General features: G+C 66.2%; 17 protein-coding genes. 4 read left to right on the top strand and 13 right to left on the bottom strand.

What is annotated here, in order from left to right; genetic code table 11:
- Window positions 1–39: 39 nt before the first annotated feature.
- The 6 genes from AC07YR_RS21735 to AC07YR_RS21710 all read right to left on the bottom strand — a co-directional run bounded on the left by AC07YR_RS21735 (window position 40) and on the right by AC07YR_RS21710 (window position 7,463).
- A complete protein-coding gene (locus AC07YR_RS21735; RefSeq protein WP_494735230.1) occupies window positions 40–2,055 on the bottom strand; it encodes an MFS transporter in 2,016 nt (671 codons plus the stop codon).
- Window positions 2,056–2,152: 97 nt separating this feature from the next.
- Window positions 2,153–2,632: a MarR family winged helix-turn-helix transcriptional regulator gene (locus AC07YR_RS21730; protein WP_436056781.1), complete on the bottom strand. Its 480-nt coding sequence runs from the start codon at window positions 2,630–2,632 to the stop codon at window positions 2,153–2,155.
- A gap of 219 nt (window positions 2,633–2,851) precedes the next feature.
- On the bottom strand, window positions 2,852–4,507 hold the full coding sequence (locus AC07YR_RS21725; RefSeq protein ID WP_494735221.1) for a thiamine pyrophosphate-binding protein: 1,656 nt from the start codon (window positions 4,505–4,507) through the stop codon (window positions 2,852–2,854).
- The gene (speB, locus tag AC07YR_RS21720) at window positions 4,504–5,592 is read right to left on the bottom strand and encodes an agmatinase (protein WP_494735220.1); all 1,089 of its coding nucleotides are present in this window, start codon (window positions 5,590–5,592) and stop codon (window positions 4,504–4,506) included. Before speB ends, AC07YR_RS21725 begins: the two co-directional genes overlap by 4 nt.
- Before the next feature lie 99 nt (window positions 5,593–5,691).
- Window positions 5,692–6,033 carry a P-II family nitrogen regulator gene (locus AC07YR_RS21715; protein ID WP_055797761.1) on the bottom strand — a complete coding sequence of 114 codons (342 nt, stop codon included), beginning with the start codon at window positions 6,031–6,033 and terminating at the stop codon, window positions 5,692–5,694.
- Complete coding sequence (locus AC07YR_RS21710; protein ID WP_494735219.1) at window positions 6,030–7,463, bottom strand: ammonium transporter; 1,434 nt, start codon at window positions 7,461–7,463, stop codon at window positions 6,030–6,032. The genes AC07YR_RS21715 and AC07YR_RS21710 overlap by 4 nt, the downstream gene beginning before the upstream one ends.
- A 393-nt stretch (window positions 7,464–7,856) precedes the next feature.
- Here AC07YR_RS21710 and AC07YR_RS21705 point away from each other — a divergent pair, with 393 nt between their 5' ends.
- Window positions 7,857–9,833 carry an APC family permease gene (locus AC07YR_RS21705; RefSeq protein ID WP_494735218.1) on the top strand — a complete coding sequence of 659 codons (1,977 nt, stop codon included), beginning with the start codon at window positions 7,857–7,859 and terminating at the stop codon, window positions 9,831–9,833.
- Between the two features lie 54 nt (window positions 9,834–9,887).
- On the opposite strand, the gene AC07YR_RS21700 is transcribed toward AC07YR_RS21705, so the two are convergent.
- Entirely contained in the window at window positions 9,888–10,463 is a 576-nt protein-coding gene (locus AC07YR_RS21700; protein ID WP_028272064.1) for a helix-turn-helix domain-containing protein, read from the bottom strand.
- Window positions 10,464–10,772: 309 nt separating this feature from the next.
- Here AC07YR_RS21700 and AC07YR_RS21695 point away from each other — a divergent pair, with 309 nt between their 5' ends.
- Window positions 10,773–12,296 carry a sodium:solute symporter family protein gene (locus AC07YR_RS21695; RefSeq protein ID WP_494735217.1) on the top strand — a complete coding sequence of 508 codons (1,524 nt, stop codon included), beginning with the start codon at window positions 10,773–10,775 and terminating at the stop codon, window positions 12,294–12,296.
- A gap of 78 nt (window positions 12,297–12,374) precedes the next feature.
- Here the strand turns inward: AC07YR_RS21695 and AC07YR_RS21690 are convergent, their stop codons facing one another.
- Complete coding sequence (locus AC07YR_RS21690) at window positions 12,375–12,611, bottom strand: hypothetical protein (protein WP_028272062.1); 237 nt, start codon at window positions 12,609–12,611, stop codon at window positions 12,375–12,377.
- Between the two features lie 281 nt (window positions 12,612–12,892).
- On the opposite strand from AC07YR_RS21690, the gene AC07YR_RS21685 reads away from it, so the two are divergent.
- Window positions 12,893–14,107: a VIT1/CCC1 transporter family protein gene (locus AC07YR_RS21685; RefSeq protein WP_494735216.1), complete on the top strand. Its 1,215-nt coding sequence runs from the start codon at window positions 12,893–12,895 to the stop codon at window positions 14,105–14,107.
- Between the two features lie 56 nt (window positions 14,108–14,163).
- Window positions 14,164–15,015 carry a matrixin family metalloprotease gene (locus AC07YR_RS21680; RefSeq protein ID WP_494735215.1) on the top strand — a complete coding sequence of 284 codons (852 nt, stop codon included), beginning with the start codon at window positions 14,164–14,166 and terminating at the stop codon, window positions 15,013–15,015.
- A 25-nt stretch (window positions 15,016–15,040) separates the two neighbouring features.
- On the opposite strand, the gene AC07YR_RS21675 is transcribed toward AC07YR_RS21680, so the two are convergent.
- The 5 genes from AC07YR_RS21675 to AC07YR_RS21655 all read right to left on the bottom strand — a co-directional run bounded on the left by AC07YR_RS21675 (window position 15,041) and on the right by AC07YR_RS21655 (window position 19,874).
- Window positions 15,041–16,174, bottom strand: a complete 1,134-nt coding sequence (locus AC07YR_RS21675; RefSeq protein WP_494735214.1) for an LOG family protein — start codon at window positions 16,172–16,174, stop codon at window positions 15,041–15,043.
- An 89-nt stretch (window positions 16,175–16,263) separates the two neighbouring features.
- Window positions 16,264–17,037 carry an SDR family NAD(P)-dependent oxidoreductase gene (locus AC07YR_RS21670; RefSeq protein WP_436056772.1) on the bottom strand — a complete coding sequence of 258 codons (774 nt, stop codon included), beginning with the start codon at window positions 17,035–17,037 and terminating at the stop codon, window positions 16,264–16,266.
- A gap of 40 nt (window positions 17,038–17,077) precedes the next feature.
- Window positions 17,078–18,451 (bottom strand): MFS transporter, encoded by a 1,374-nt coding sequence (locus AC07YR_RS21665; protein WP_055797735.1) that lies wholly within the window; start codon window positions 18,449–18,451, stop codon window positions 17,078–17,080.
- Window positions 18,452–18,629: 178 nt separating this feature from the next.
- Window positions 18,630–19,337, bottom strand: coding sequence for a FadR/GntR family transcriptional regulator (locus AC07YR_RS21660; protein WP_436056770.1), 708 nt, complete (start codon window positions 19,335–19,337; stop codon window positions 18,630–18,632).
- A gap of 48 nt (window positions 19,338–19,385) precedes the next feature.
- Window positions 19,386–19,874, bottom strand: a complete 489-nt coding sequence (locus AC07YR_RS21655; protein WP_055797728.1) for an SRPBCC family protein — start codon at window positions 19,872–19,874, stop codon at window positions 19,386–19,388.
- Window positions 19,875–19,946: the final 72 nt, after the last annotated feature.

Raw genomic sequence — 19,946 nt, 5'->3', positions numbered from 1 at the left:
CACTCAGCCGCCGTCGCCGTCGTACGTTATTGGGTCCTGTTACTCGGTCCGGTGCCGCGCGTGCGTTGCGATGTAGTCCGCCGCCGCCCGTTGCAGCTTCCGTTCCTTGGCAAGCTGCCGCCGCAGGGTGGTGAGTTGCTCGCTGATGCGTGACTGTTCGGCCGCAATCTCACGCTGCTCCGCCGACTGTTCGTGAACGGCCCGCAATGCCTCTGCCAGCTGGAGCTGCTGCTCCGCCAGCAACTGCTGGGTCTGCAGGAGGAGCGGGACGACGTCGGCAGCTTCCGGCCACCGGTCCGCCACCATGGTCCGGGAACGGGCCCGGGAGCCTTCCCTGCCCGCAGCGGGGATGTCGCCGCCGCGGGTGCCGCGCTCATCGCCGGTAAAGTCCTGGTCCATTCGTGCGGCTTCGGGGAACCGTGATTCGTGGGCGCGCTGCCTGCTCAGGACCTCGATGAACTCCCGGTCCAGGTCCACGATGCCGGACCTGCCTGCTGTGACCGGCTCGGCGGTGGCCGCGGGGGCATTGGTCCCCGCGGCGCCGGCCGCGGTCGCTGGCACGATGTCCACGGTGCGGCGCAGCGGTTGTTCCTTGATGAACAGGATGGCTACCAGGGCAATGATGCCGATGGCTGCGGAGATCAGGAAGATCTCGGCCGTCGCGTCGCCGTAGGCTGCCCGCATGATGTCCCGGATCGGGGCGGGCATATCCTGAAGGTCCATGCTGGCACCGGCTGATCCGCCCGTAACCGGAATCCCGGCTGCTGCGAGGCCTTCGGCAGCCAGTTCCTTGACCCGGTTGGCCAGGACGGCGCCCAGCACGGACACGCCGATCGCGCCGCCCACCGAGCGGAAGAACGCCACGGAGGCGCTGGCGGTCCCGATGTCCGTGGCGCGGACGGTGTTCTGCACTGCCAGCACGAGGTTCTGCATCAGCAGGCCGAGGCCGAGGCCCAGGACAGCGGTGTAGAGGCCGGTCAGCCAGAGTTCGGTGGTGTGGTCGATGGTGCCGGCCAGTCCCAGGCCGCCGATCAACAGCATGGAACCGGCAATCAGGTAGCGCTTCCATTTGCCGGTCCGGCTGATCAGCTGGCCCGACAGGACCGAGCCGATAAGGTTGCCGGCGATCATGGGAAGTGTCAGCAGCCCGGCTTCAGTGGGGGTGGCCCCGCGGGCCACCTGGAAGTACTGGCCCAGGAAGGCGGAGGATCCGAACATGCCGACGCCCACAGCGACGGAGGCCAGGATGGCCAGGGCCGTGGTGCGTTCGCTGATGATCTTGAGCGGGATGATGGGCTGCTCCACCCTGGATTCCACGACGACGAGGAGGGCCAGGAGCAGCACGCCGCCGCCCACCATGGCCGCTGTCTGCCAGGACCACCAGTCGTAGTAGTCCGGGTTGCCGGCGAAGGACACCCAGATCAGCAGGAGGCTGACGCCGGAAGTGAGCAGGATGGAACCAAGCCAGTCGATCTTGGCGTGGCGTTTGACGTGGGGAAGTTTCAGCGTGATCTGCAGCAGGATCAGGGCGATGACGGCCAAAGGAACGCAGACGAAGAAGGTCCAGCGCCAGCCGAGCGGGCTGTCCACGATGAATCCGCCGAGCAGCGGGCCGCCGGCGGTACCCACTGCCATCACACCGCCCATGTAACCGGAGTACTTACCGCGGTCACGGGGCGGGATAATGGAGCCGATAATGGCCTGCGCCAGGGCAGTCAGGCCGCCCATGGCGACACCCTGGATGACTCGGGCGGTCAGCAGGAGCGGGATCGTTTCCGACAGGCCCGCCATGACGGAACCGGCCACGAAGATCACAATGCTCAGCTGGACGAGCAGTTTCTTGTCGAAGAGGTCGGCGAGCTTTCCCCAGATCGGTGTGGTGGCCGCGTTGGCCAGCAGTGCCGCCGTGATGACCCAGGCGAAGTCCGTCTGGGTGCCCTTGAGCTCGGACATGATGGTGGGCAACGCGTTGGCCACGATGGTGCTGCTGATGATGGCGGTGAAGAATGCGGCCAGCAGCCCGGTGAGGGCCTCCATGATCTGGCGGTGGGTCATCGCCGCCTGGGGCGCAGGTGCGGATGGCTGCGGTGGTGTCGTTGGCTGGGCCCGGGACGGACCGGTGGCTGTAGCGTGGCTGGCCATGTGCAGCTCCTTAAACGGTGGGAATGGTTTCGGTGGGTCCGGCCGTCTTTGCCCGGGCTGAGTCCCTGAGGGATTCAGCAAGTTTTTTCAGGATTTTCGCGGTCTCCTCGGCGTCGAACTGGCTCCAGTCCTGCAGATAGCCCTGAAGTGTTGCTGTGCGTTGCTGTTCTATCTCGTGTAGCTTGCCCTCCCCCGCCTCTGAGAGCGCCACCAGTTGGGCACGGCCGTCCTCCGGATCCGGACGGCGGACCACCAGGCCCTGTTCTTCCAGATCGGCGATATGCCTGCTCAGGACGGGAGCGCTGACGCCGAGCCTCGCGGCAAGCTTCGTGGCCCGGGACTCCCCCTCCCCCACGAACCGCAGGACGCCCTGGAGCGCCACCCCGGTGTCCTGCCCGCGCGTGCTTGAGATCGCGACGCAGCGGACAGCCCGCTGGAGGTCGAAGATCTGGTACACGAGATCAGCTGCGGTTTCTGGTGCGACTGCCATGGCGAATAACCCCTTTGCTTGCCCTAGGCAACTATATATGAAAATGGTTGCTTTGGGAAACTAACCAGCGGAGGCGGCGTGCGGCCCGGTGTGATGGGCGCCTTAAACCACTAGCGCGAGCGGACAGTTGAGGCCCCCGATCCTGGTGGAAAGGGGGCCTCAACTGTCCGCTCGCGCTTTGTCGGGACGGGGCGGGTGTTCAGTTGTTGAGGGCGGCTGTTAGACGCCCATGTGAGTGGGGCCGAACATCTTGAGCAGGGTTTCGACGACGACGACGTTGGGGCCGTCCGCGGCGAAACCAGCCTTCAGTGCGTCCCCCACGTTCTCCGGCGCCACCCGGACGGCCGGGATGCCGAACGCTTCGGCGAGTTTGACGAAGTCGGGCCGGGCCAGTTCCGTTGCGGTGGCCTTGCCGAAGGCGCCCACCATGTATTCGCGCAGGATGCCGTAACCGCCGTCGTCCACGATGAGCCAGGTGACCGGGACGTTGTGCTGCTTGGCCGTGGCCAGTTCGGAAATGGAGTACATGGCCGAACCGTCACCGGAGACGGCCAGGACACGTCCCGGCTTTCCCGTGGTTTCCAGCCCCACGGCCCCGCCGATGGCCGAAGGGAAGCCGAAGCCCAGCCCGCCGGCGCCCTGGGCGGAGTGGAACTGCCCTTCGCGGGCGTCCCAGCAGCTCCAGGCCCAGTACGCGGAGATGGTCATGTCCCAGAAGGTCTGCATGTCTGCGGGGACGGCCTCGCGAATGTCCGCCATGAATTTCAGTTCCTTGCCGAGGTCCTGGGACTCCAGCCTCGCCCTAACCTTGGCCAGGGATTCCTTGACCAGCGCCTCCGGCGAAGTGCCGTGCCAGTCGGCCCGTTCCCCGTGCGGCTCGGTGAGCGCGGCATCCAGCGCAGCCAGGGCCTGGCCGGCGTCGGCACGGATGCCCAGGCCGGGCCGGTTGGACTCCAGGACCCGGGGTTCGGCATCGATCTGGATGATCCGGCCGCGCGGCTCGAACGTGAAGTAGTTGGACGTCACTTCGCCGAGGGAGGAGCCGATGACGATCAGCACGTCCGCGTCCTCGAGCAGGTCCGTCATGTACCGGTCCTCGATCCAGGACTGAAGCGACAGCTCGTGGTTCCACGGGAAGGCGCCGTTGCCGCCGGGGGTGCAGATCACCGGTGCTCGCAGCTTTTCCGCGATGGACAGCAGCGACTTCTCGGCCCGGCCGCGGCGCGTGCCGCCGCCGGCGATGATCGCCGGACGTTCCGCCGTCGACAGCCATTTCACTGCCTCACGAACCAGCTCCACACGCGGCGGGTTGTCCGCCGCTTCGGCGAGGGCATCTTCAACCGGCGGGACCATGATGGGATCCAGCAGGACGTTCTGCGGGATCTCCAGCCAGACAGGTCCCTGCGGGGAGGAAATCGCCTCGGTCCAGGCGTCCTGGATGGCTGAGGGGATGCCGGAGGCGTGTTGGATCAGCCGCTGGCTCTTGGTGACATTGGCGGCCGAAGCCTTCTGGTCATCGAGCTGGTGCAGCATGCCCTTGCGGCGCGCGCCCAGGCCGTCCAGCGGAATCTGGCTGGCCACCACCACCATGGGCACACCCGTGGCGTAGGCTTCCTGCAGCCCGGCCAAGGACGTCAAGGCACCGGGGCCGGTGGACAGGAACAGCACGCCCACCTCACCCGTGGCGCGGGAGTAGCCGTCGGCCGCGAACGCGGAATTGTTTTCCACCCGTGAGGAGACGAAGTGCAGGTTTCCCCGGCCCATCGCATCAAAAAGGCCCAGCGCGTGCTGGCCCGGGATGCCGAAAACCGTCTTCGCGCCCAGCGCTTCAAGGGTTTCGACGACGAGATCCCCGCCGTTGCGGACGCCGGTCACGGGGAGACGCCGGTTTCGACGCGCTGGGGAACACTCGCGGCGAAGCCAGCCTGGCGACGGGCTTCCTGCCCGAGGGCCTGGGCGGCATAGCCGTTGGCCGCGCCGAACCTGTTGCCTTCGACGGCGGAATCCGCCATGAGGGTGACCAGTTCGTAGGCGACATGGCTGGCAGCCACCCCGGTGATTTCTGCGTGGTCGTAGGCCGGAGCCACTTCAACAATGTCCGCACCCACGAGGTTCATGCCGCGGAAGCCGCGGATGATCTCCAGCAGTTCCCGGCTGGTGATGCCGCCGGCCTCCGGTGTGCCCGTGCCCGGTGCGTGCGCGGGGTCCAGGACGTCGATGTCTACGGAGATGTACAGCGGACGGTTGCCGATCCGGTCCCGGACCTTGGCCACCGTCTCCAGGACGCCCTGATAGTAAACATCCGCGGACGTCACGATGCCGAAGCCGAAGCGGTGGTCATCGTCGAGGTCCTTTTTGCCGTACAGCGGGCCGCGGGTTCCGATGTGACTGATGGCCTCGGTGTCCAGGATGCCTTCCTCGACTGCGCGGCGGAACGGCGTGCCGTGGGTGTATTCGGCACCAAAGTAGGTGTCCCAGGTGTCCAGGTGGGCATCGAAGTGCAGCATCGCCACAGGCTCGCCCGCGCGCTCGGCAGCAGCCCGCAGCAGCGGCAGCGCAATGGTGTGGTCCCCGCCAAGGGTCACAAGCTTGCTGCCGCCGGCCGTAAGGTCGAGGGCGTTCTGCTGGATGGTTTCGATCGCCTCGTTGATGTTGAACGGGTTGACGGCCATGTCGCCGGCGTCCGCCACCTGGACGTTCTCGAAGGGGCTGACGTCCCAAGCGGGGTTGTAGGGGCGCAGCAGGCGGCTGGCCTCGCGGACATGGTTGGCGCCGAAGCGGGCACCGGGGCGGTAGGAGACGCCGGAATCGAAGGGCACTCCCACCACCGTGATGTCCGCCTTGGCCACCTGGTCCAGCCGCGGCAGGCGGGCGTAGGTTGCGGCCCCTGCGTAGCGGGGGATGCGGGATGAATCGATGGGGCCAAGGTTGCCGTTGGCCTCGATGCGCAGCTCTTCCAAAGGAACGCCTCTCCTTCGAGGATGGATCGGTAGTGTGACACCCATCATACACGCTAGTTTCCTATTGTGCATCAAGTGTTTACCAATCCAACTGGCGCATCAGTCGATGGCGGACGCGCCCCGCTCCCCCGTCCGCACCCGGACGGCGTCGGAAACGGAGACTGTCCAGATCTTGCCGTCACCGAACCGGCCGGTACTGGCGCCCGCCTCGATCGCCGCCATGACACCGTCCATGGCGTCCTCGGTCACCAGGACTTCCACCCGGACCTTTGGCAGCAGGTCCGAGTTGTATTCGGTTCCGCGGTAGACCTCCACATGGCCGCGCTGCTGCCCGTAGCCGCTCGCCTGGCTGACGGTCAGGCCACTGACGCCGAACCCTTCCAGGGCAGCACGGACCGTCTCGACCTTTTCCGGCCTGACGATGGCCGTAATGAGTTTCACGTCCGCACCCGGCCCCGCTCGGCCTGGCTGGCCACCGGGACACCCGCCGGGACTTCGGCCGGAATCTCCGTTGCGGGGTCCACGCCGCCAGGTGCGGCCTTGGCGTGGTGTTCGCCGGGGTGGAAGGTTCCCCCCACCATCAGCAGCTCGTAGGCGGTTTCGGCGTGCTCGGTGACGTCGATGCCGGACCGCTCGCTGGCTTCGGTCACGCGCATGCCCATCGTCTTATGGATGGCGTATCCGATCAGTGTGGTCATGATGGCGCTCCAGGCCGTGACAATCACCGCAGTGAGGAACTGGGGCCAGAACTGTGCCAGGCCCCCGCCATAGAAGAGCCCGCCCTCGGTCTTGGCCGACGGCACGGCGAAGAATCCCAGCGAGAGCGTCCCCCATAGCCCGCCAACAAAGTGGACGGCCACCACGTCAAGGGAGTCGTCGAGGCCGATCCGGAACTTGAGGCCCACCGCGAGGGCACAGAGCACTCCGGCCACCGCCCCGATCAGGATGGCACCGACAGGGTCAACGAAGCCGCACGCCGGAGTCACGGCAACCAGGCCTGCCACAGCTCCCGAGGCGGCACCGAGGGAGGTGGCATGGCCGTCCCGGAGGCGCTCGACGAGCAGCCAGCCCAGGAGCGCCGCACTTGTGGCCAGCAGGGTGTTGGTCCAGGCCAGGCCCGCAGTGGCATCGGCAGCGAGTTCAGAGCCCGCGTTGAAGCCAAACCAGCCAAACCACAGGAGACCGGCGCCGAGCATCACGAACGGCAGGTTGTGCGGACGGATGTTGGGATCTTTCATGAATCCAAGGCGTTTTCCGAGCACGACGGCGAGCATCAGCCCGGCGATGCCGGCGTTCATGTGCACGACGGTTCCGCCGGCGAAGTCGAGCGCCGAGATCTTGCTGCCCACGATGCCGGTGGCGCCGAAGAGGCCGCCGCCCCAGACCCAGTGCGCGATCGGGGCGTAGACGAGCGTCACCCACAAGGCAGCAAACAGCAGCCAGGGTCCGAACCTGACACGCTCGGCCACAGCGCCGCTGATCAGCGCGACGGTGATGATGGCGAACGTGGCCTGGAACCCGATGAACACCATGTCCGGGAGGCCCGGCGCTTTGCCGCCGATGCTGCTGGTCAGTCCGCTCAGCCCGGGGTTGGCAAACGGATCCCCGACGAGTCCGGCCATCGTGTCGGGGCCGAAGGCCAGCCCGTAGCCCCACAGCGCCCAGACAACGGCAACAACACCCATGGCGCCAAAGCTCATCATCATGATGTTCAGGACGGATTTCATCCGCACGAGGCCCCCGTAGAAGAACGCCAGGCCGGGAGTCATCAGCAGGACCAGTGCGGACGCCGCCAGCATCCATGCCGTGGCGCCGGGGTCCAGCGCCGCGGGGTCCACTGCCATGCCCACGTTGAGTAGAGAGATGTTCATTTTGGGAGCCTTCCTCTGGAAGTGGCGCTCCTGGGCGCCAACTACGGCGAGACCATTCAAAACGAGACCATTCAAAACAACGAGACAGCCACTGAGCATCGACAGCTTATTGGGGCTCCACAGCCGCTCGTTATCCGACGCTACAACAGCGGTGTTTCCGCCAGGGCCGAGATGTTTTTCCGGCGTGTTAAACAGCGGCGCCGGGGATGAATTCCGGGTTTCCGGCAGGTTTCCAAAATGTGACGTACATCTCACCAGGCGGTGACGGCGGTCACACGCGCCGTAAAGGTTTCGTTAAAGGAGCCATCCCGCATGCTTCCCCGGGCCTACGCTCCCAACAGGAGCAGCACACCAGGCCCCCACGGCCGAAGGAACGCTGCGCGAAAGGATACCGTGACCACGCTGACCAGGCCGCCCGCCGACCCTTCGGACAGGTACAACCGCAAGCCCCACAAGCTCAGGAGCTGGCTGCTGGAGGGCATGCCCGAGGGATCCGGGAAACGCCAGGGGCCGCACGGCCAGCCGCAGGCGAACCATACGCCCCAGCCCTGGTGGAAGGTCATGTGCCTGACCGGTGTCGACTATTTTTCCACGCTGGGATACCAGCCGGCCATTGCCGCGCTCGCCGCAGGCATGGTCTCGCCGCTGGCCACCGTGGTCCTGGTGGCAGTTACGCTCCTCGGCGCCCTTCCGGTGTACCGCAGGGTGGCATCGGAAAGTCCGCGCGGTGAGGGCTCCATCGCCATGCTCGAACGGCTCCTGCCGCGCTGGGGCGGCAAGCTGTTTGTCCTGGCGCTTCTGGGTTTCGCGGCAACTGACTTCATGATCACCATGACGCTCTCTGCCGCGGATGCCAGTGCGCACGCCATCGAAAACCCGTTTGCGCCGGCCTTCCTGCATGGCCAGGAAGTGGCCATTACGCTGGCGTTGATTGCGGGCCTGGGCATCGTGTTCCTCCGCGGCTTCAAGGAAGCCATCAACGTGGCCGTTGTCCTGGTGGCGGTGTTCCTGCTGCTCAATGCGGTGGTGGTGCTGGTGGGCCTCGCGCATGTGTACAGCGAAGCCCACGTGGTGACGGACTGGTGGGCCGCCCTCAACCAGCAGCACGGCAACCCGCTCGTGATGATCGGCATCGCCCTGCTGGTGTTCCCCAAACTGGCACTGGGGCTTTCCGGCTTCGAAACGGGTGTGGCCGTCATGCCGCAGATCGAGGGCAGCCCCGACGACACCGAGGCGAAGCCGACCGGCCGGATCCGCGGCGCGCACAAACTCCTGACCACGGCCGCCCTGATCATGAGCGCGTTCCTCATCGCGTCCAGCTTCATCACCACGTTCCTCATCCCGGCAGCCGAGTTCCAGCCGGGAGGCAAGGCCAACGGCCGGGCTCTGGCGTTCCTGGCGCACCAGTACCTGGGCGACGGATTCGGGACTGTATACGACCTCAGCACCATCGCCATCCTCTGGTTCGCCGGGGCCTCCGCGATGGCTGGCCTGCTCAACCTGGTGCCGCGCTACCTTCCGCGCTTTGGCATGGCGCCGGCATGGACCCGGGCGGTGCGGCCACTGGTACTGGTGTTCACCGCCGTCGCCTTTCTCATCACGGTGGTGTTCGAGGCCGACGTCGAGGCCCAGGGCGGTGCCTACGCCACCGGCGTGCTGGTGCTGATGACGTCCGCGTCCATCGCCGTCACCTTGTCCGCCCGGCGCAAGCAGCAACGCGGCCGCACGGTCGCTTTCGGCGCGATCGCCGTCGTCTTCCTTTACACCACAGTGGCGAACGTGGTGGAACGCCCCGACGGCCTGAAGATCGCGGCCCTGTTCATCCTGGGCATTGTGATGGTCAGCTTCGCGTCGCGCGTCCGGCGGTCCTTCGAGCTGCGCGCCACCCACATCCGGCTGGACGAACGCGCCCTGGAATTCATGGCCGCCAGCGAAGAGGGGCCTATCCGGCTGATCGCGCATGAGCCCAAACGCCTCAGCGCCGCCCGATACCGGGCCAAGCTGGAGCACGCCGAACTCGCGAACCACCTGCCCGTGGACAGCGATGCCATCTTCATCGAAATCCTGGTCGACGACAGCTCGGACTTCGAACAGGAGCTCCTGGTCACGGGGAAGATCCGGCACGGCTTCCGCATCCTTGAAGTCCACAGCAACAACGTGCCCAACACGCTGGCAGCCGTCCTGCTGCACCTCCGCGATGTCACCGGCCTGATGCCGCACATCTACTTCCGCTGGACCGAGGGCAACCCGCTTACCAACCTGACGCGGTTCCTGCTCTTCGGCGAGGGTGAGATCGCCCCCGTCACGCGGGAAGTGCTGCGCGAGGCGGAGCCGGACGTCACGCGCCGGCCCTGGGTCCACGTGGGTTGAGACCCGGCAGGCCCGGGCGGAGGCCGGCCCCGGCCCCGCCGGCGGCACTCTGCGTCAGCGGCTGGCGGCGGGGACCAGCACCCAGAGCACCTCGACGGCGTCGTCCGTGGGATTGATCCACGTGTGCGGTTCCCGGCCGGGGAACGTCACGGTGTCGCCAGTGCTGAGTTCGTATTCCTCGTTGGTCAGGATCAGCCGGATGCGGCCCTTGATCACATGGAGGACGTCGACGTCGCAGTCCACGGCGTAGAGTTCGGATTCGCCGCGGCCGCGCGGTTCGATCACGGCCTGGATGATCTGGACGCGGCGTTCCGAGCGGGCGGTCAGCAGGCGCTCGATGATGCCTTCGCCGCCCAGCGAAATCCGGGGTCCCTCGTCCTTCTTCGTGAGGTGCGTTTCGGGTGCGGCAAACAGGTCTCCGATGGAGATCGACAGGACCTGGCACAGGGTCACCAGGGAAGCCACCGACGGTGACGTCAGGTCGCGTTCCACCCTGCTGAGGAATCCCTTGGTGAGACCCGTCGCGTCCGCGACCTGTTCAATGGTGAGCCGCTGAGACTGGCGGGCAGCGCGGATGCGCGAACCGATGGCAACCGGGATGTTGCTCGGTTCAACTGGTAGAGCCTTCATTTACGAACCTTTCGCAGCCGGCCGCACGGCCCCATTGCTGGAGCCATACTAGCGGGATACCTACCTTGTGACGCCGGAACGGACCATGGTGTCAATCCGCCTTGACTGTTACGCGGATCACAGCATAACCTTTGGGGCAACAAGTGTTGTCTATTAGACAATTCGTAGGCAAACACTGGGACAGTCAGCCTGTCATCATCAGGGATTTCCCCCTGCATCCCCGCTCTATAGCAGCGGAATTCCGGCGTGACCCACGTGCTTGCCGCGAATTCCCGCCCTGCTGCCGACCCGCTCCAAGGAGCCCATTAAATGGACGCAAACTTCGTCAACATCGCCATTGTGGTGGTGTACCTGATCGCCATGCTGGCCTTCGGCTGGTGGGGCAAATCCCGCACAAAGAACAACAGCGACTTCCTGGTGGCCGGCCGCAGGCTGGGCCCTTTCCTTTACACCGGGACCATGGCGGCCGTCGTGCTCGGCGGAGCCTCAACGGTGGGCGGCGTAGGCCTCGGCTACAAGTTCGGCATCTCCGGCATGTGGCTCGTGGTAGCCATCGGCGCCGGCGTGCTGCTGCTGAGCCTGCTCTTTGCAGGCACCATCCAGAAGCTGAAGATCTATACGGTGTCCCAGATGCTGACGCTCCGGTATGGCAGCCGGGCCACCCAGACGTCCGGCATCGTCATGCTGGCCTACACGCTTATGCTGTGCGCCACCTCAACCGGCGCCTACGCCACCATTTTTGTAGTGCTGTTCGGGTGGGACCGTGCCCTGGCCATCGCCATCGGCGGCGCGATCGTCCTGGTGTACTCCACCATCGGCGGCATGTGGTCCATCACGCTGGCCGACCAGGTCCAGTTCGTGATCAAGACGGTGGGAATCTTCTTCCTGATGCTGCCGTTCACGCTCAACGCCGCTGGCGGCCTGGACGGGATCCGCAGTCGCGTGGAGGACAGTTTCTTCCAGATCGACGGCATCGGGATCCAGACCATCATCACCTACTTCGTGGTCTACACCCTGGGTCTGCTGATCGGCCAGGACATCTGGCAGCGCGTTTTCACCGCCAAGACCCCCACGGTTGCACGCTGGGGCGGCGCAACAGCCGGCGTTTACTGCATCCTGTACGGCGCAGCCGGCGCCCTGATCGGTCTGGGCGCACGCGTGGCGCTCCCGGAAATCGACGTGGCCGCTGCGGGCAAAGACGTTGTCTACGCAGAAGTGGCCCAGAACCTGCTCCCCATCGGCATCGGCGGCCTGGTGCTCGCAGCGGCCGTCGCGGCCATGATGTCCACCGCCTCAGGTGCGCTTATCGCAGCAGCAACAGTGGCCCGCGCCGATGTCCTGCCCTTCGTGGCCAGTTGGTTCGGCAAGGACATCAACACCGACGACACCGACAACCCCGAGCACGACGTCAAGGCCAACCGCATGTGGGTCCTGGGCCTGGGCATCGTGGCCATCCTCATCGCCATCGTCACCAAGGACGTCGTGGCGGCCCTGACCATCGCCTACGACATCCTGGTGGGCGGGCTCCTGGTGGCAATCCTCGGCGGCCTGGTCTGGAAGCGGGGCACGGGCGTTGCCGCGGCAGCTTCGATGGCCGTCGGTTCGGTCATCACGCTCGGCACCATGATTTACCTTGAGATCAACGCCGCGGCGCCACTTGACGGCATCTACGCCAACGAGCCGATCTATTACGGCCTGATTGCCTCGGCGCTGGTGTACCTCGTGGTGTCCCTGGCTACCAGGCCGACCGACCCCAAGGTCATGAAGAACTGGCAGGACCGCGTTGCCGGCACTGTCCCTGAAGAAGAACAGGTTCCGGTTCCGGTCAAGTAGTACTGCGGAAGAACGCACGACGGCGGTGCCTCCCAGCGCGGGGAGGCACCGCCGTCGTGCATTGAGGGCGGAAACAACCTATTCGGCTTCCCCGGGCTCACGGAATTCTTCCTCCGCCAACGGCACCACGGGCTTCTCGTCGCCGAGGAAATCCTCCGCGCCCAGGGGAACAAGCCGGTCGGCCTCCTCGAACAGCTCCTCTTCCTCGCTCTCGCCGGCGTCGTCGACGGGAGCGTCCTCGGCAAAGTCGTAGGCGGGATCGGATTCGAGGGTGTCCCGTTCCGGCTGGGTGGGGTGTGATCCGGTGGTGTCCATGGTGCAAACCTCCGTGTCTGGTTGTGCGGCCAGGTGCCGGGCTACGGAAGCACCTGCCCTGGCAATCATCACAACACCGGCCTTCGTCGCGGTCAATAGGCGGTCCGTTGCCGGTCTGTTCCACGCCTCCAATGCCCGCAGCCGAAGGCACCGGCCTCAGCCCGATTTGAGGCCCGCCTAAACTTACCGGTGAGGAACACCGGCCGAAAATCCGCGGAAATCCGCGGTAGGCTGGAGCTGCAATGGGGCCGATTCATGCCCTATCAAGCCCAGGAGTGTTCGTGTCTCAGCACGCTAAATCTGACCGCAGTCATGCCCCTCGCGCCGACAAGCCGGCAGCAAGCGTCCCCGAATCCACAGCCGGCAGCGCAGGCGCCGGACCCGCAGAAACCACCGTCGCCGGACCCGCAGGGACCGCCCCCAGCCCGGCCGACGTCAAACGATGGCGCCAGTACCTCGCCGATGAACGCGCCGAGGCCCGCGTCTACCGTGACCTCGCCCAGAACCGCCGCGGCGAGGAACGGGACATCCTGCTAGCCCTCGCCGAGGCCGAGGGTCGCCATGAAGCCCACTGGCTCCGGCTCCTCGGCGAGCACGCCGGGAAGCCGCGGCAAGCGTCCCTGCGCAGCCAGCTGCTGGGATTCCTGGCCCGCCACTTCGGTTCGGTGTTCGTCCTGGCGCTGGCCCAACGCGCCGAGGGCCGCTCCCCCTACGCCTCGGACCCCACCGCGACGCCCGCCATGGTGGCGGACGAACAGATCCACGAGGAAGTCGTCCGCGGTCTCGCCACCCGCGGCCGGAACCGGCTGGCCGGTTCCTTCCGGGCCGCCGTGTTCGGAGCCAACGACGGCCTGGTCAGCAACCTTTCCCTGGTGATGGGCATGGCCGCGTCCGGCGTCGGCAGCCAGGTGGTACTCCTGAGCGGCGTGGCGGGCCTCCTTGCCGGCGCCCTGTCCATGGGTGCGGGCGAATTCATCTCCGTCCGTTCCCAGCGGGAACTGCTGGCCGCAACGCGGCCCACCCAGATCACCCTCTCCGCGGCTCCGCGGCTGGACATCGAGCACAACGAGCTGCTGCTGGTGTACCTGGCCCGTGGGATGTCCCGGGAAGCCGCCGAACACCGCGTCGCGGAACGCATGGGCCTGCTGAGCTGCGACTGCGATCCCAGCCTGTCACTCCAGCCCGAACTCCCTGAAGCCCACGACCAGCACGAAGCAGTGGGCACCGCATGGAGTGCAGCTGCGTCAAGCTTCTGCTTCTTCGCCTCCGGCGCCATCATTCCCATCATCCCCTTCCTTCTCGGCATGACCGGCGTCGTGGCGCTGGTGGTTTCCGCCGTCATGGTGGGCATCGCGCTCCTGGTGACGGGCGGCGTCGTCGGCCTCCTGTCCGGGACGTCGCCGACCAGCCGCGGCTTCCGGCAACTCGCCATCGGCATTGGCGCGGCCGCTGTCACCTACCTCCTCGGGATGGCCTTTGGCGCGGTGGTCGCCTAGTGGAGGGTCCGCGGCCGGAACAACGCCGGCCACGGCATGCCGGCGGGCCGGGAACCTTGGCACGCATCCTCCGGACAGCGGCACTCACCGCCGTGATCGCCGCGGCCGCCTTCACGGCAGCCGGGCTGTTCTACGGCGACCCCCGCTTCGTGGGGCTCTTCCAGCCCCGGAACAGCACCGTCCCCAACGGACAGGCTGCCGCCCAGCAGCCCGGAACCGCCGCCGAGGGAGTCAGCTCGGACGCGCCTCCCCCCGGTTTGGAAGAAGCGGACTCGCCGCTTCTCGCCGCGGAAGAGCCTGCCTCGCCAAGTGATTCCTTTGAATTCCTGGCCACGAACGACGACGGCACGCCCGTGGGCTACTCGCCGTGCCGCCCGCTGCACTACGTCGTCAATGCCGGGCTGGCGCCGGCTGGCGCGGAAACCCTGGTGGAAGAAGCCGTCGGCACGATTTCCCGTGCCACAGGGATCAGATTCATCAACGACGGACCCTCCACCGAAACCCCCTCCGAGGACCGGGACCCCTACCAGCCAGAGAGGTACGGGGAGCGATGGGCGCCGCTCCTCATCGCATGGACCACTCCGGAGGCCTCCCCCAAGCTAAAGGGCAAGGTGATCGGCATCGGCGGCAGCACCCACTACAGTTTCGACGGCGGCGCGAAGACCTTCGTCACCGGCAGCCTGGACCTCGACGCCCCGCAGATCGCCGGGGAACTCGAGCGGCCGCAAGGCTCCGCCTACGCCACCGCCGTGATCCTGCACGAGCTGTCCCACGTCATGGGGCTCGAACACGTCGATGACCCCCGGCAGCTGATGTACCCGGAGATCGGCACCCCGGACGGCCTTGCCGCGGGCGACCTCAACGGCCTGTACCAGCTGGGCAAGACCACCTGCCGCAAGGACCTGTAGGCCCGGATCCGCTCGCCGGCCCCCGCTAGCCCGACACGACGTCGAGCGCTTCCTCCACCGTCTCCACCAGGAAGATCCTGTCCGCCATCGCCTTGCCCGCGGCCAGGCTTTGCAACAGCGGCCAGGCGGGATACCGGCGCTGCCAGTGCTCGATTCCCACGAGGACCATGGGCGTGATGGTTTCCGAGGCACCGTAGTAGTTTTCGCAGGCGTCCTGGAAGATTTCCTGCAGGGTCCCGGCGGACCCCGGCAGGAAGATCACACCGCCGTCGCACAGCTCCAGCAGGATCGCCTCCCGGATGGCGTTGGCGAAATACTTGGCGATGTGGGTGGCGAAATAGTTGGGCGGCTCGTGACCGTAGAACCAGGTGGGGACCCCGAGCGACGGCGTCCCGTCCGGATAGCGTTCGACGACGGCGGCCGCCGTCCGCGCCCATGCGGACACCGAGGGCCGGAACCCCGGTACGGCTTCGAGCTGCGCCAGCGCGGCGTGGAAGTCCGCATCCGGCAGTTCGCTGAGGTAGGCACCCATGTTGGCTGCCTCCATGGCGCCCGGCCCGCCGCCGGTGGCCACCACGCGGCCGCTTCCGGCAAGAAGCCTCCCGGCGAGGGCGGCCTCCTCGAAGGCCGGTGTTCCTCGCATCGCGGTGTGACCGCCCATCACGCCCACCATCGGGCGGCCGCGGCTTAACTCCGAGCGAGTCAGCTCATCCAGGGCGTCCCCGATCGAGTGGTCATGCAGGGCTGCGGCGAGCGTGGCATCCAGCCGGTGGCGCTGGCCGGGCCGGATGCTCCACTGGTAGATCCGGGCGTCCAGTGTTGATTCGTACCGCCCGCCGGCCGGCCCGGAGTAGAGCTCCTGCGGTGAGTAGAGCTGCCCGCGGTAAGGATTGAAGGGCACGCTGACCAGCTTGGGGAAGATGAGCGCACCCCGGCCGCGAAGCGTATCCTCCACACCGTCGTCGAACGTGCAGCCGAGGAAGATGGCGCCCTGTGCGTCCATCGCTTGCAGCGGCGCGGAGCGGCCGCGAAGGTCCAGGGACTGGGCGTGCCAGCCCTGCATGCTGCGGACCCCCGCCTTCACCAGCCGGTCGAAGCTGTCCAGGCTTTCAACCTCAAGCGTTCTGGGGCTGGGACTGAGGCTGCGGGCGGCGTTCATGCTGTCAGCCTAGTCGGCAACAAACACACAGGAGTGCCCCCGGTGAAATTCACCGGGGGCACTCCTGCCGGGACATTTTCAGCGGCGGGTCAGGAGACCTGAAGGCCACCGTTGATGTCGTACGTGGCAGCGGTGATGTAGCCGGAATCCTGGCCGAGCAGGAAGGAGATCAGAGCCGCGACTTCCTCACGGCTACCCACCCGCCCCATCATGATGCCCTCGGACATCTGGGCCTTACGTTCCTCGGACAGGGTGCCACCCATGATGTCAGTGTCGATGGGACCCGGTGCAATCGCGTTGACGGTGACGCCGAACTCTCCCACTTCACGGGCAAGCGCACGGGTGAAGCCGATGATTCCGGCCTTCGACGCACTGTACGCAACCTTGGAGTACGTACCGCCGCCGCGCTGGGCGGATATTGATGAGATGCTCACGATGCGCCCGAGCTTACGCTCGATCATGCCCTTGAGCACGCGCTGGGAGACGATGAAGGTTCCGCGCATGTTGATGGCGAAAACCTTGTCCCACTCCTCCACGGTGGTCTCCATGAACGTCGTCGGCGAGCTGATGCCCGCAAGGTTCGCGAGGGCGACGATCGGCGGTAGGGAATCTTCGATTTCGCTGATGGCACGGTCCACTGAGGCGGCGTCGGAAACATCAGCGCCCACGCCGATGGCCTTGACGGCACGGTTGGAGCCGATTTCGGCGGCCGCAGCCTTGGCGTCTTCCGCGTTGATGTCCAGGATCGCGACGGACCAGCCTTCGCTGGCCATCCGGTCCGCTGCCGCCCGGCCGATGCCGCGGGCGGAGGCTGCCCCGGTCAGTACGACGGTGCGTTCGGCGGGAAAAGGGGTGATTGTCATGATGTGTCTTTCGTCGGGTGTCAGGTCGATGGTCGGTCGGTCAGGAGCGGGCTTTTGCTGCATTCACGGCAGCGGCAGCAGCCACTGCGGGATCCAGGGCGGCATCACCTTCAGGCCGCTTCCGGGCGTAAAGGTAGGTGGCCACCGCGGTGACGCACAGGCAGAAGGACAGGAACAGCAGGCCGCTCTGGTTGTTGCCCGTGGCGTCCTTGAGCATGCCGACCGCGTAGGGGGCTACGAAACCGCCCAGGTTGCCGAGCGAGTTGACCAGGGCCAGCCCGGATGCAGCCGCTGCGCCGGTGAGTGCCGCGGACGGCATGGACAGGAACGGGGCGATGGCACCGTAGATCCCCATGGCCGAGGCGGTCAGTGCGATCAGGGCAAGGATGGGGTTGACCGGGAGCAGGTACCCGGCTGCCAGCAGGCCCATGCCGGCCAGAACCATGCTGACGGCGGTGTGCCAGGCGCGCTTGCCGGTCCGGTCCGCCCGCTTGCTCCAGAAATACACAAAGACCGCGGCGATGGCGTAGGGAATGAAGACAATGAATCCCACTTCGGCGGTGGAGAACTTGCCGAGGGCGGCAACAATGGTGGGCATCCAGAGGCCAAGGCCGTAGATGCCACAGACCAGGCCGAAGTACAGGGCCGAGTACACCAGAGTGCGCTTGTCCTTCAGGCCGGCCAGGAAGTTGTGGTTCCCGCCCTTGGATTTGGCGGCCAGTTCGGCATCCATGGTGGTGGCGAGCCATTCGCGCTCGTCCGTGTTGAGCCACTTGGCGTCGCGCGGGCGGTCGGTCATGAGGATCGGTGTCAGCAGGCCCAGCAGGATCGCGGGGATGCCTTCGATGATGTAGAGCCACTGCCAGCCGTGCAGGCCAAGAATTCCGTCCATCTGCAGCAGCAGTCCGGACACCGGAGCGCCGAGTGCGTTGGACACGGGCTGGGCCAGGATGAAGATGCCCAAGACCGTGACGCGCTGCGCGGCCGGGAACCACAGGGTCAGGTAGAACAGGATGGCGGGGAAGAACCCGGCCTCGGCCGCACCCAGCAGGAACCGGATGATGTAGTAAGTGCTTTCACCGTTGACCAGGCACATGGCCGTGGCGAAGATGCCCCAGGTGATGAGGATCCGGGCGAGCCACTTGCGTGCACCGAAGCGGTACATGCCGGCGTTGCTCGGAACCTCCAGCAAGGCGTAGCCGAGGAAGAAGATGCCGGCACCAAGCCCGTAGGCAGCAGCGCTGAGGCCGATGTCCTCGCTCATGGTGAGTTTGGCGAAGCCCACGTTGTTGCGGTCAAGGTAGGCAACGAAGTAGAGCAGGACGATCAGCGGCATAACGCGGCGGCGAACCTTGCGGAGGGTGCGCTCACCGAGCTCGCCGAGCCCTGCGGACTGCATGGAGAGTGAAGTCATCATCGACCTTCTGTTTGACGGAGGCGGCACCTGAACACGGGCGGCGCGGTCCGATGGAAATGTGGGGGAATCCGTCCGGTGACTAACTAAGTCTGATGTCTGACATCTGACGGAAGAACATGAAAAAGATCATAGAAGCGTGATCTGGGTTACGTCAAGCCCGCCGGGAGCTGCAGCGTCAGGGCTGGGAGTGGTGGACGTAGCGTTCGTAGTCGCGGTACGTCTGCTCCATGTGGTCGTCCATGGTTCGCCGGGACAGTTCGGCGTCGCCGCTGAGGATGCTGTCCATGACCTTCTGGTGGTACTCGATGGCGTGGAGCTGGATCTCGGGCACAGCGGACGTTTCCCGCCTGGTCATGTAGAGCAGCTGTCCCAGCTGTGCAAACAGCGCCCGGACAAAGGGATTCCCCGAGGCCTTCAGCACCACGTCATGGAACGCGATGTCAGCGTCGACAAAGCGGTCCAGGTCCCCGGCCTCATGGAAGCGCTTCATGTCCGCGATGCACCCGCGCATCTGCTCTGCATGCTCGGGGGTATGCCGCTTGGCGGCCAGGGAGGCCGCGCCGGTTTCCACCATGCGCCGCATCTCGATCAGCCCGACGGAAACCTGGTCCGCGCCGTTTCCGTGCGAGGCGGCCTTGAAGATCGCATCGAGCCCGGTCCAGTTGTCCGAGGGATTGACGAATGTTCCGCGGCCGGCCTTGACGTAGAGGATGTTCTGCGCCCGCAGGGCCTTGAGGGCTTCGCGGACGGTCAGCCTGCTGACGTCGTACGCCTTCGCGATGTCGGCTTCCGGGGGGATGGCATCGTGCGGCTTCAGCTTGCCGTCGAGGATGTCATCGAGCAGGCCGTCGACGAGGTCGTCAACGAGTGTCCTGCGGCCCATCCTGGCTCCTGCCTTCGGTCTTGCCCCGCAGCGCGGGTCCCTTCAACATTACTGTTGGATGCGGTCCTGATCAGCATCGTGGCCGGAACCGGCGACATACTGGTCCAGCTTCGCCAGGGTGGCCTCCAGGTTGGCGGGGTGGCGGCGCAGGTAGCCGGCCAGCCGGAGGAACGACTTCCCGCGGACGCTCCGCGCGTCCCACTGCTCGGTGACCAGCGTGCCCCGAGTGCCCGCGGCATCGACGGAGGGTTCGAGCACATAGCGCCACACATGCCCGAAGAAATGCCGCCAGGCAATGCGTTTGCCTTCCTCGAACTCACAGACGGTGTTGAGGATCTTGTAGTCCACCATCACGTTCATCTCCATGCCGAACCTGGCGCCGGCGGACAGCCGCTCCGGACCACGAGGCTGCGCCGCCTTGACCGTGTCCGACCCGTCGATCACGCTGTGCAGGGCGGGCGTTGCCAGCACTTCGAAAATGGCCTCGGGACCGGCCGCAATGAAGCGCTGGCGGGACACAAGGTATCTGTTGTTCATCCGGCAAGCCTAACCGTTTCAGGCTGTTGCAGAATGAGTCATGCGCACTCCTCCCCCGCCCCCGCCCGGACG

It is taken from the genome of Arthrobacter sp. GW460-12-1-14-TSB2, from assembly GCF_059423525.1.
Note: the sequence above shows the minus strand (reverse complement) of the source record. Positions and strands in the feature narration are given on the sequence as shown.

Excerpts from the sequence above, each read along its gene's own strand:
- AC07YR_RS21695 (WP_494735217.1), top strand. The coding sequence starts at position 10,773 with ATGGACGCAAACTTCGTCAACATCGCCATTGTGGTGGTGTACCTGATC.
- AC07YR_RS21660 (WP_436056770.1), bottom strand. The coding sequence starts at position 19,337 with ATGGGCCGCAGGACACTCGTTGACGACCTCGTCGACGGCCTGCTCGAT.
- AC07YR_RS21675 (WP_494735214.1), bottom strand. The coding sequence starts at position 16,174 with ATGAACGCCGCCCGCAGCCTCAGTCCCAGCCCCAGAACGCTTGAGGTT.
- AC07YR_RS21655 (WP_055797728.1), bottom strand. The coding sequence starts at position 19,874 with ATGAACAACAGATACCTTGTGTCCCGCCAGCGCTTCATTGCGGCCGGT.
- AC07YR_RS21665 (WP_055797735.1), bottom strand. The coding sequence starts at position 18,451 with ATGACTTCACTCTCCATGCAGTCCGCAGGGCTCGGCGAGCTCGGTGAG.
- AC07YR_RS21730 (WP_436056781.1), bottom strand. The coding sequence starts at position 2,632 with ATGGCAGTCGCACCAGAAACCGCAGCTGATCTCGTGTACCAGATCTTC.
- AC07YR_RS21700 (WP_028272064.1), bottom strand. The coding sequence starts at position 10,463 with ATGAAGGCTCTACCAGTTGAACCGAGCAACATCCCGGTTGCCATCGGT.
- AC07YR_RS21735 (WP_494735230.1), bottom strand. The coding sequence starts at position 2,055 with ATGACCCACCGCCAGATCATGGAGGCCCTCACCGGGCTGCTGGCCGCA.
- AC07YR_RS21670 (WP_436056772.1), bottom strand. The coding sequence starts at position 17,037 with ATGACAATCACCCCTTTTCCCGCCGAACGCACCGTCGTACTGACCGGG.
- AC07YR_RS21690 (WP_028272062.1), bottom strand. The coding sequence starts at position 12,611 with ATGGACACCACCGGATCACACCCCACCCAGCCGGAACGGGACACCCTC.
- AC07YR_RS21710 (WP_494735219.1), bottom strand. The coding sequence starts at position 7,463 with ATGAACATCTCTCTACTCAACGTGGGCATGGCAGTGGACCCCGCGGCG.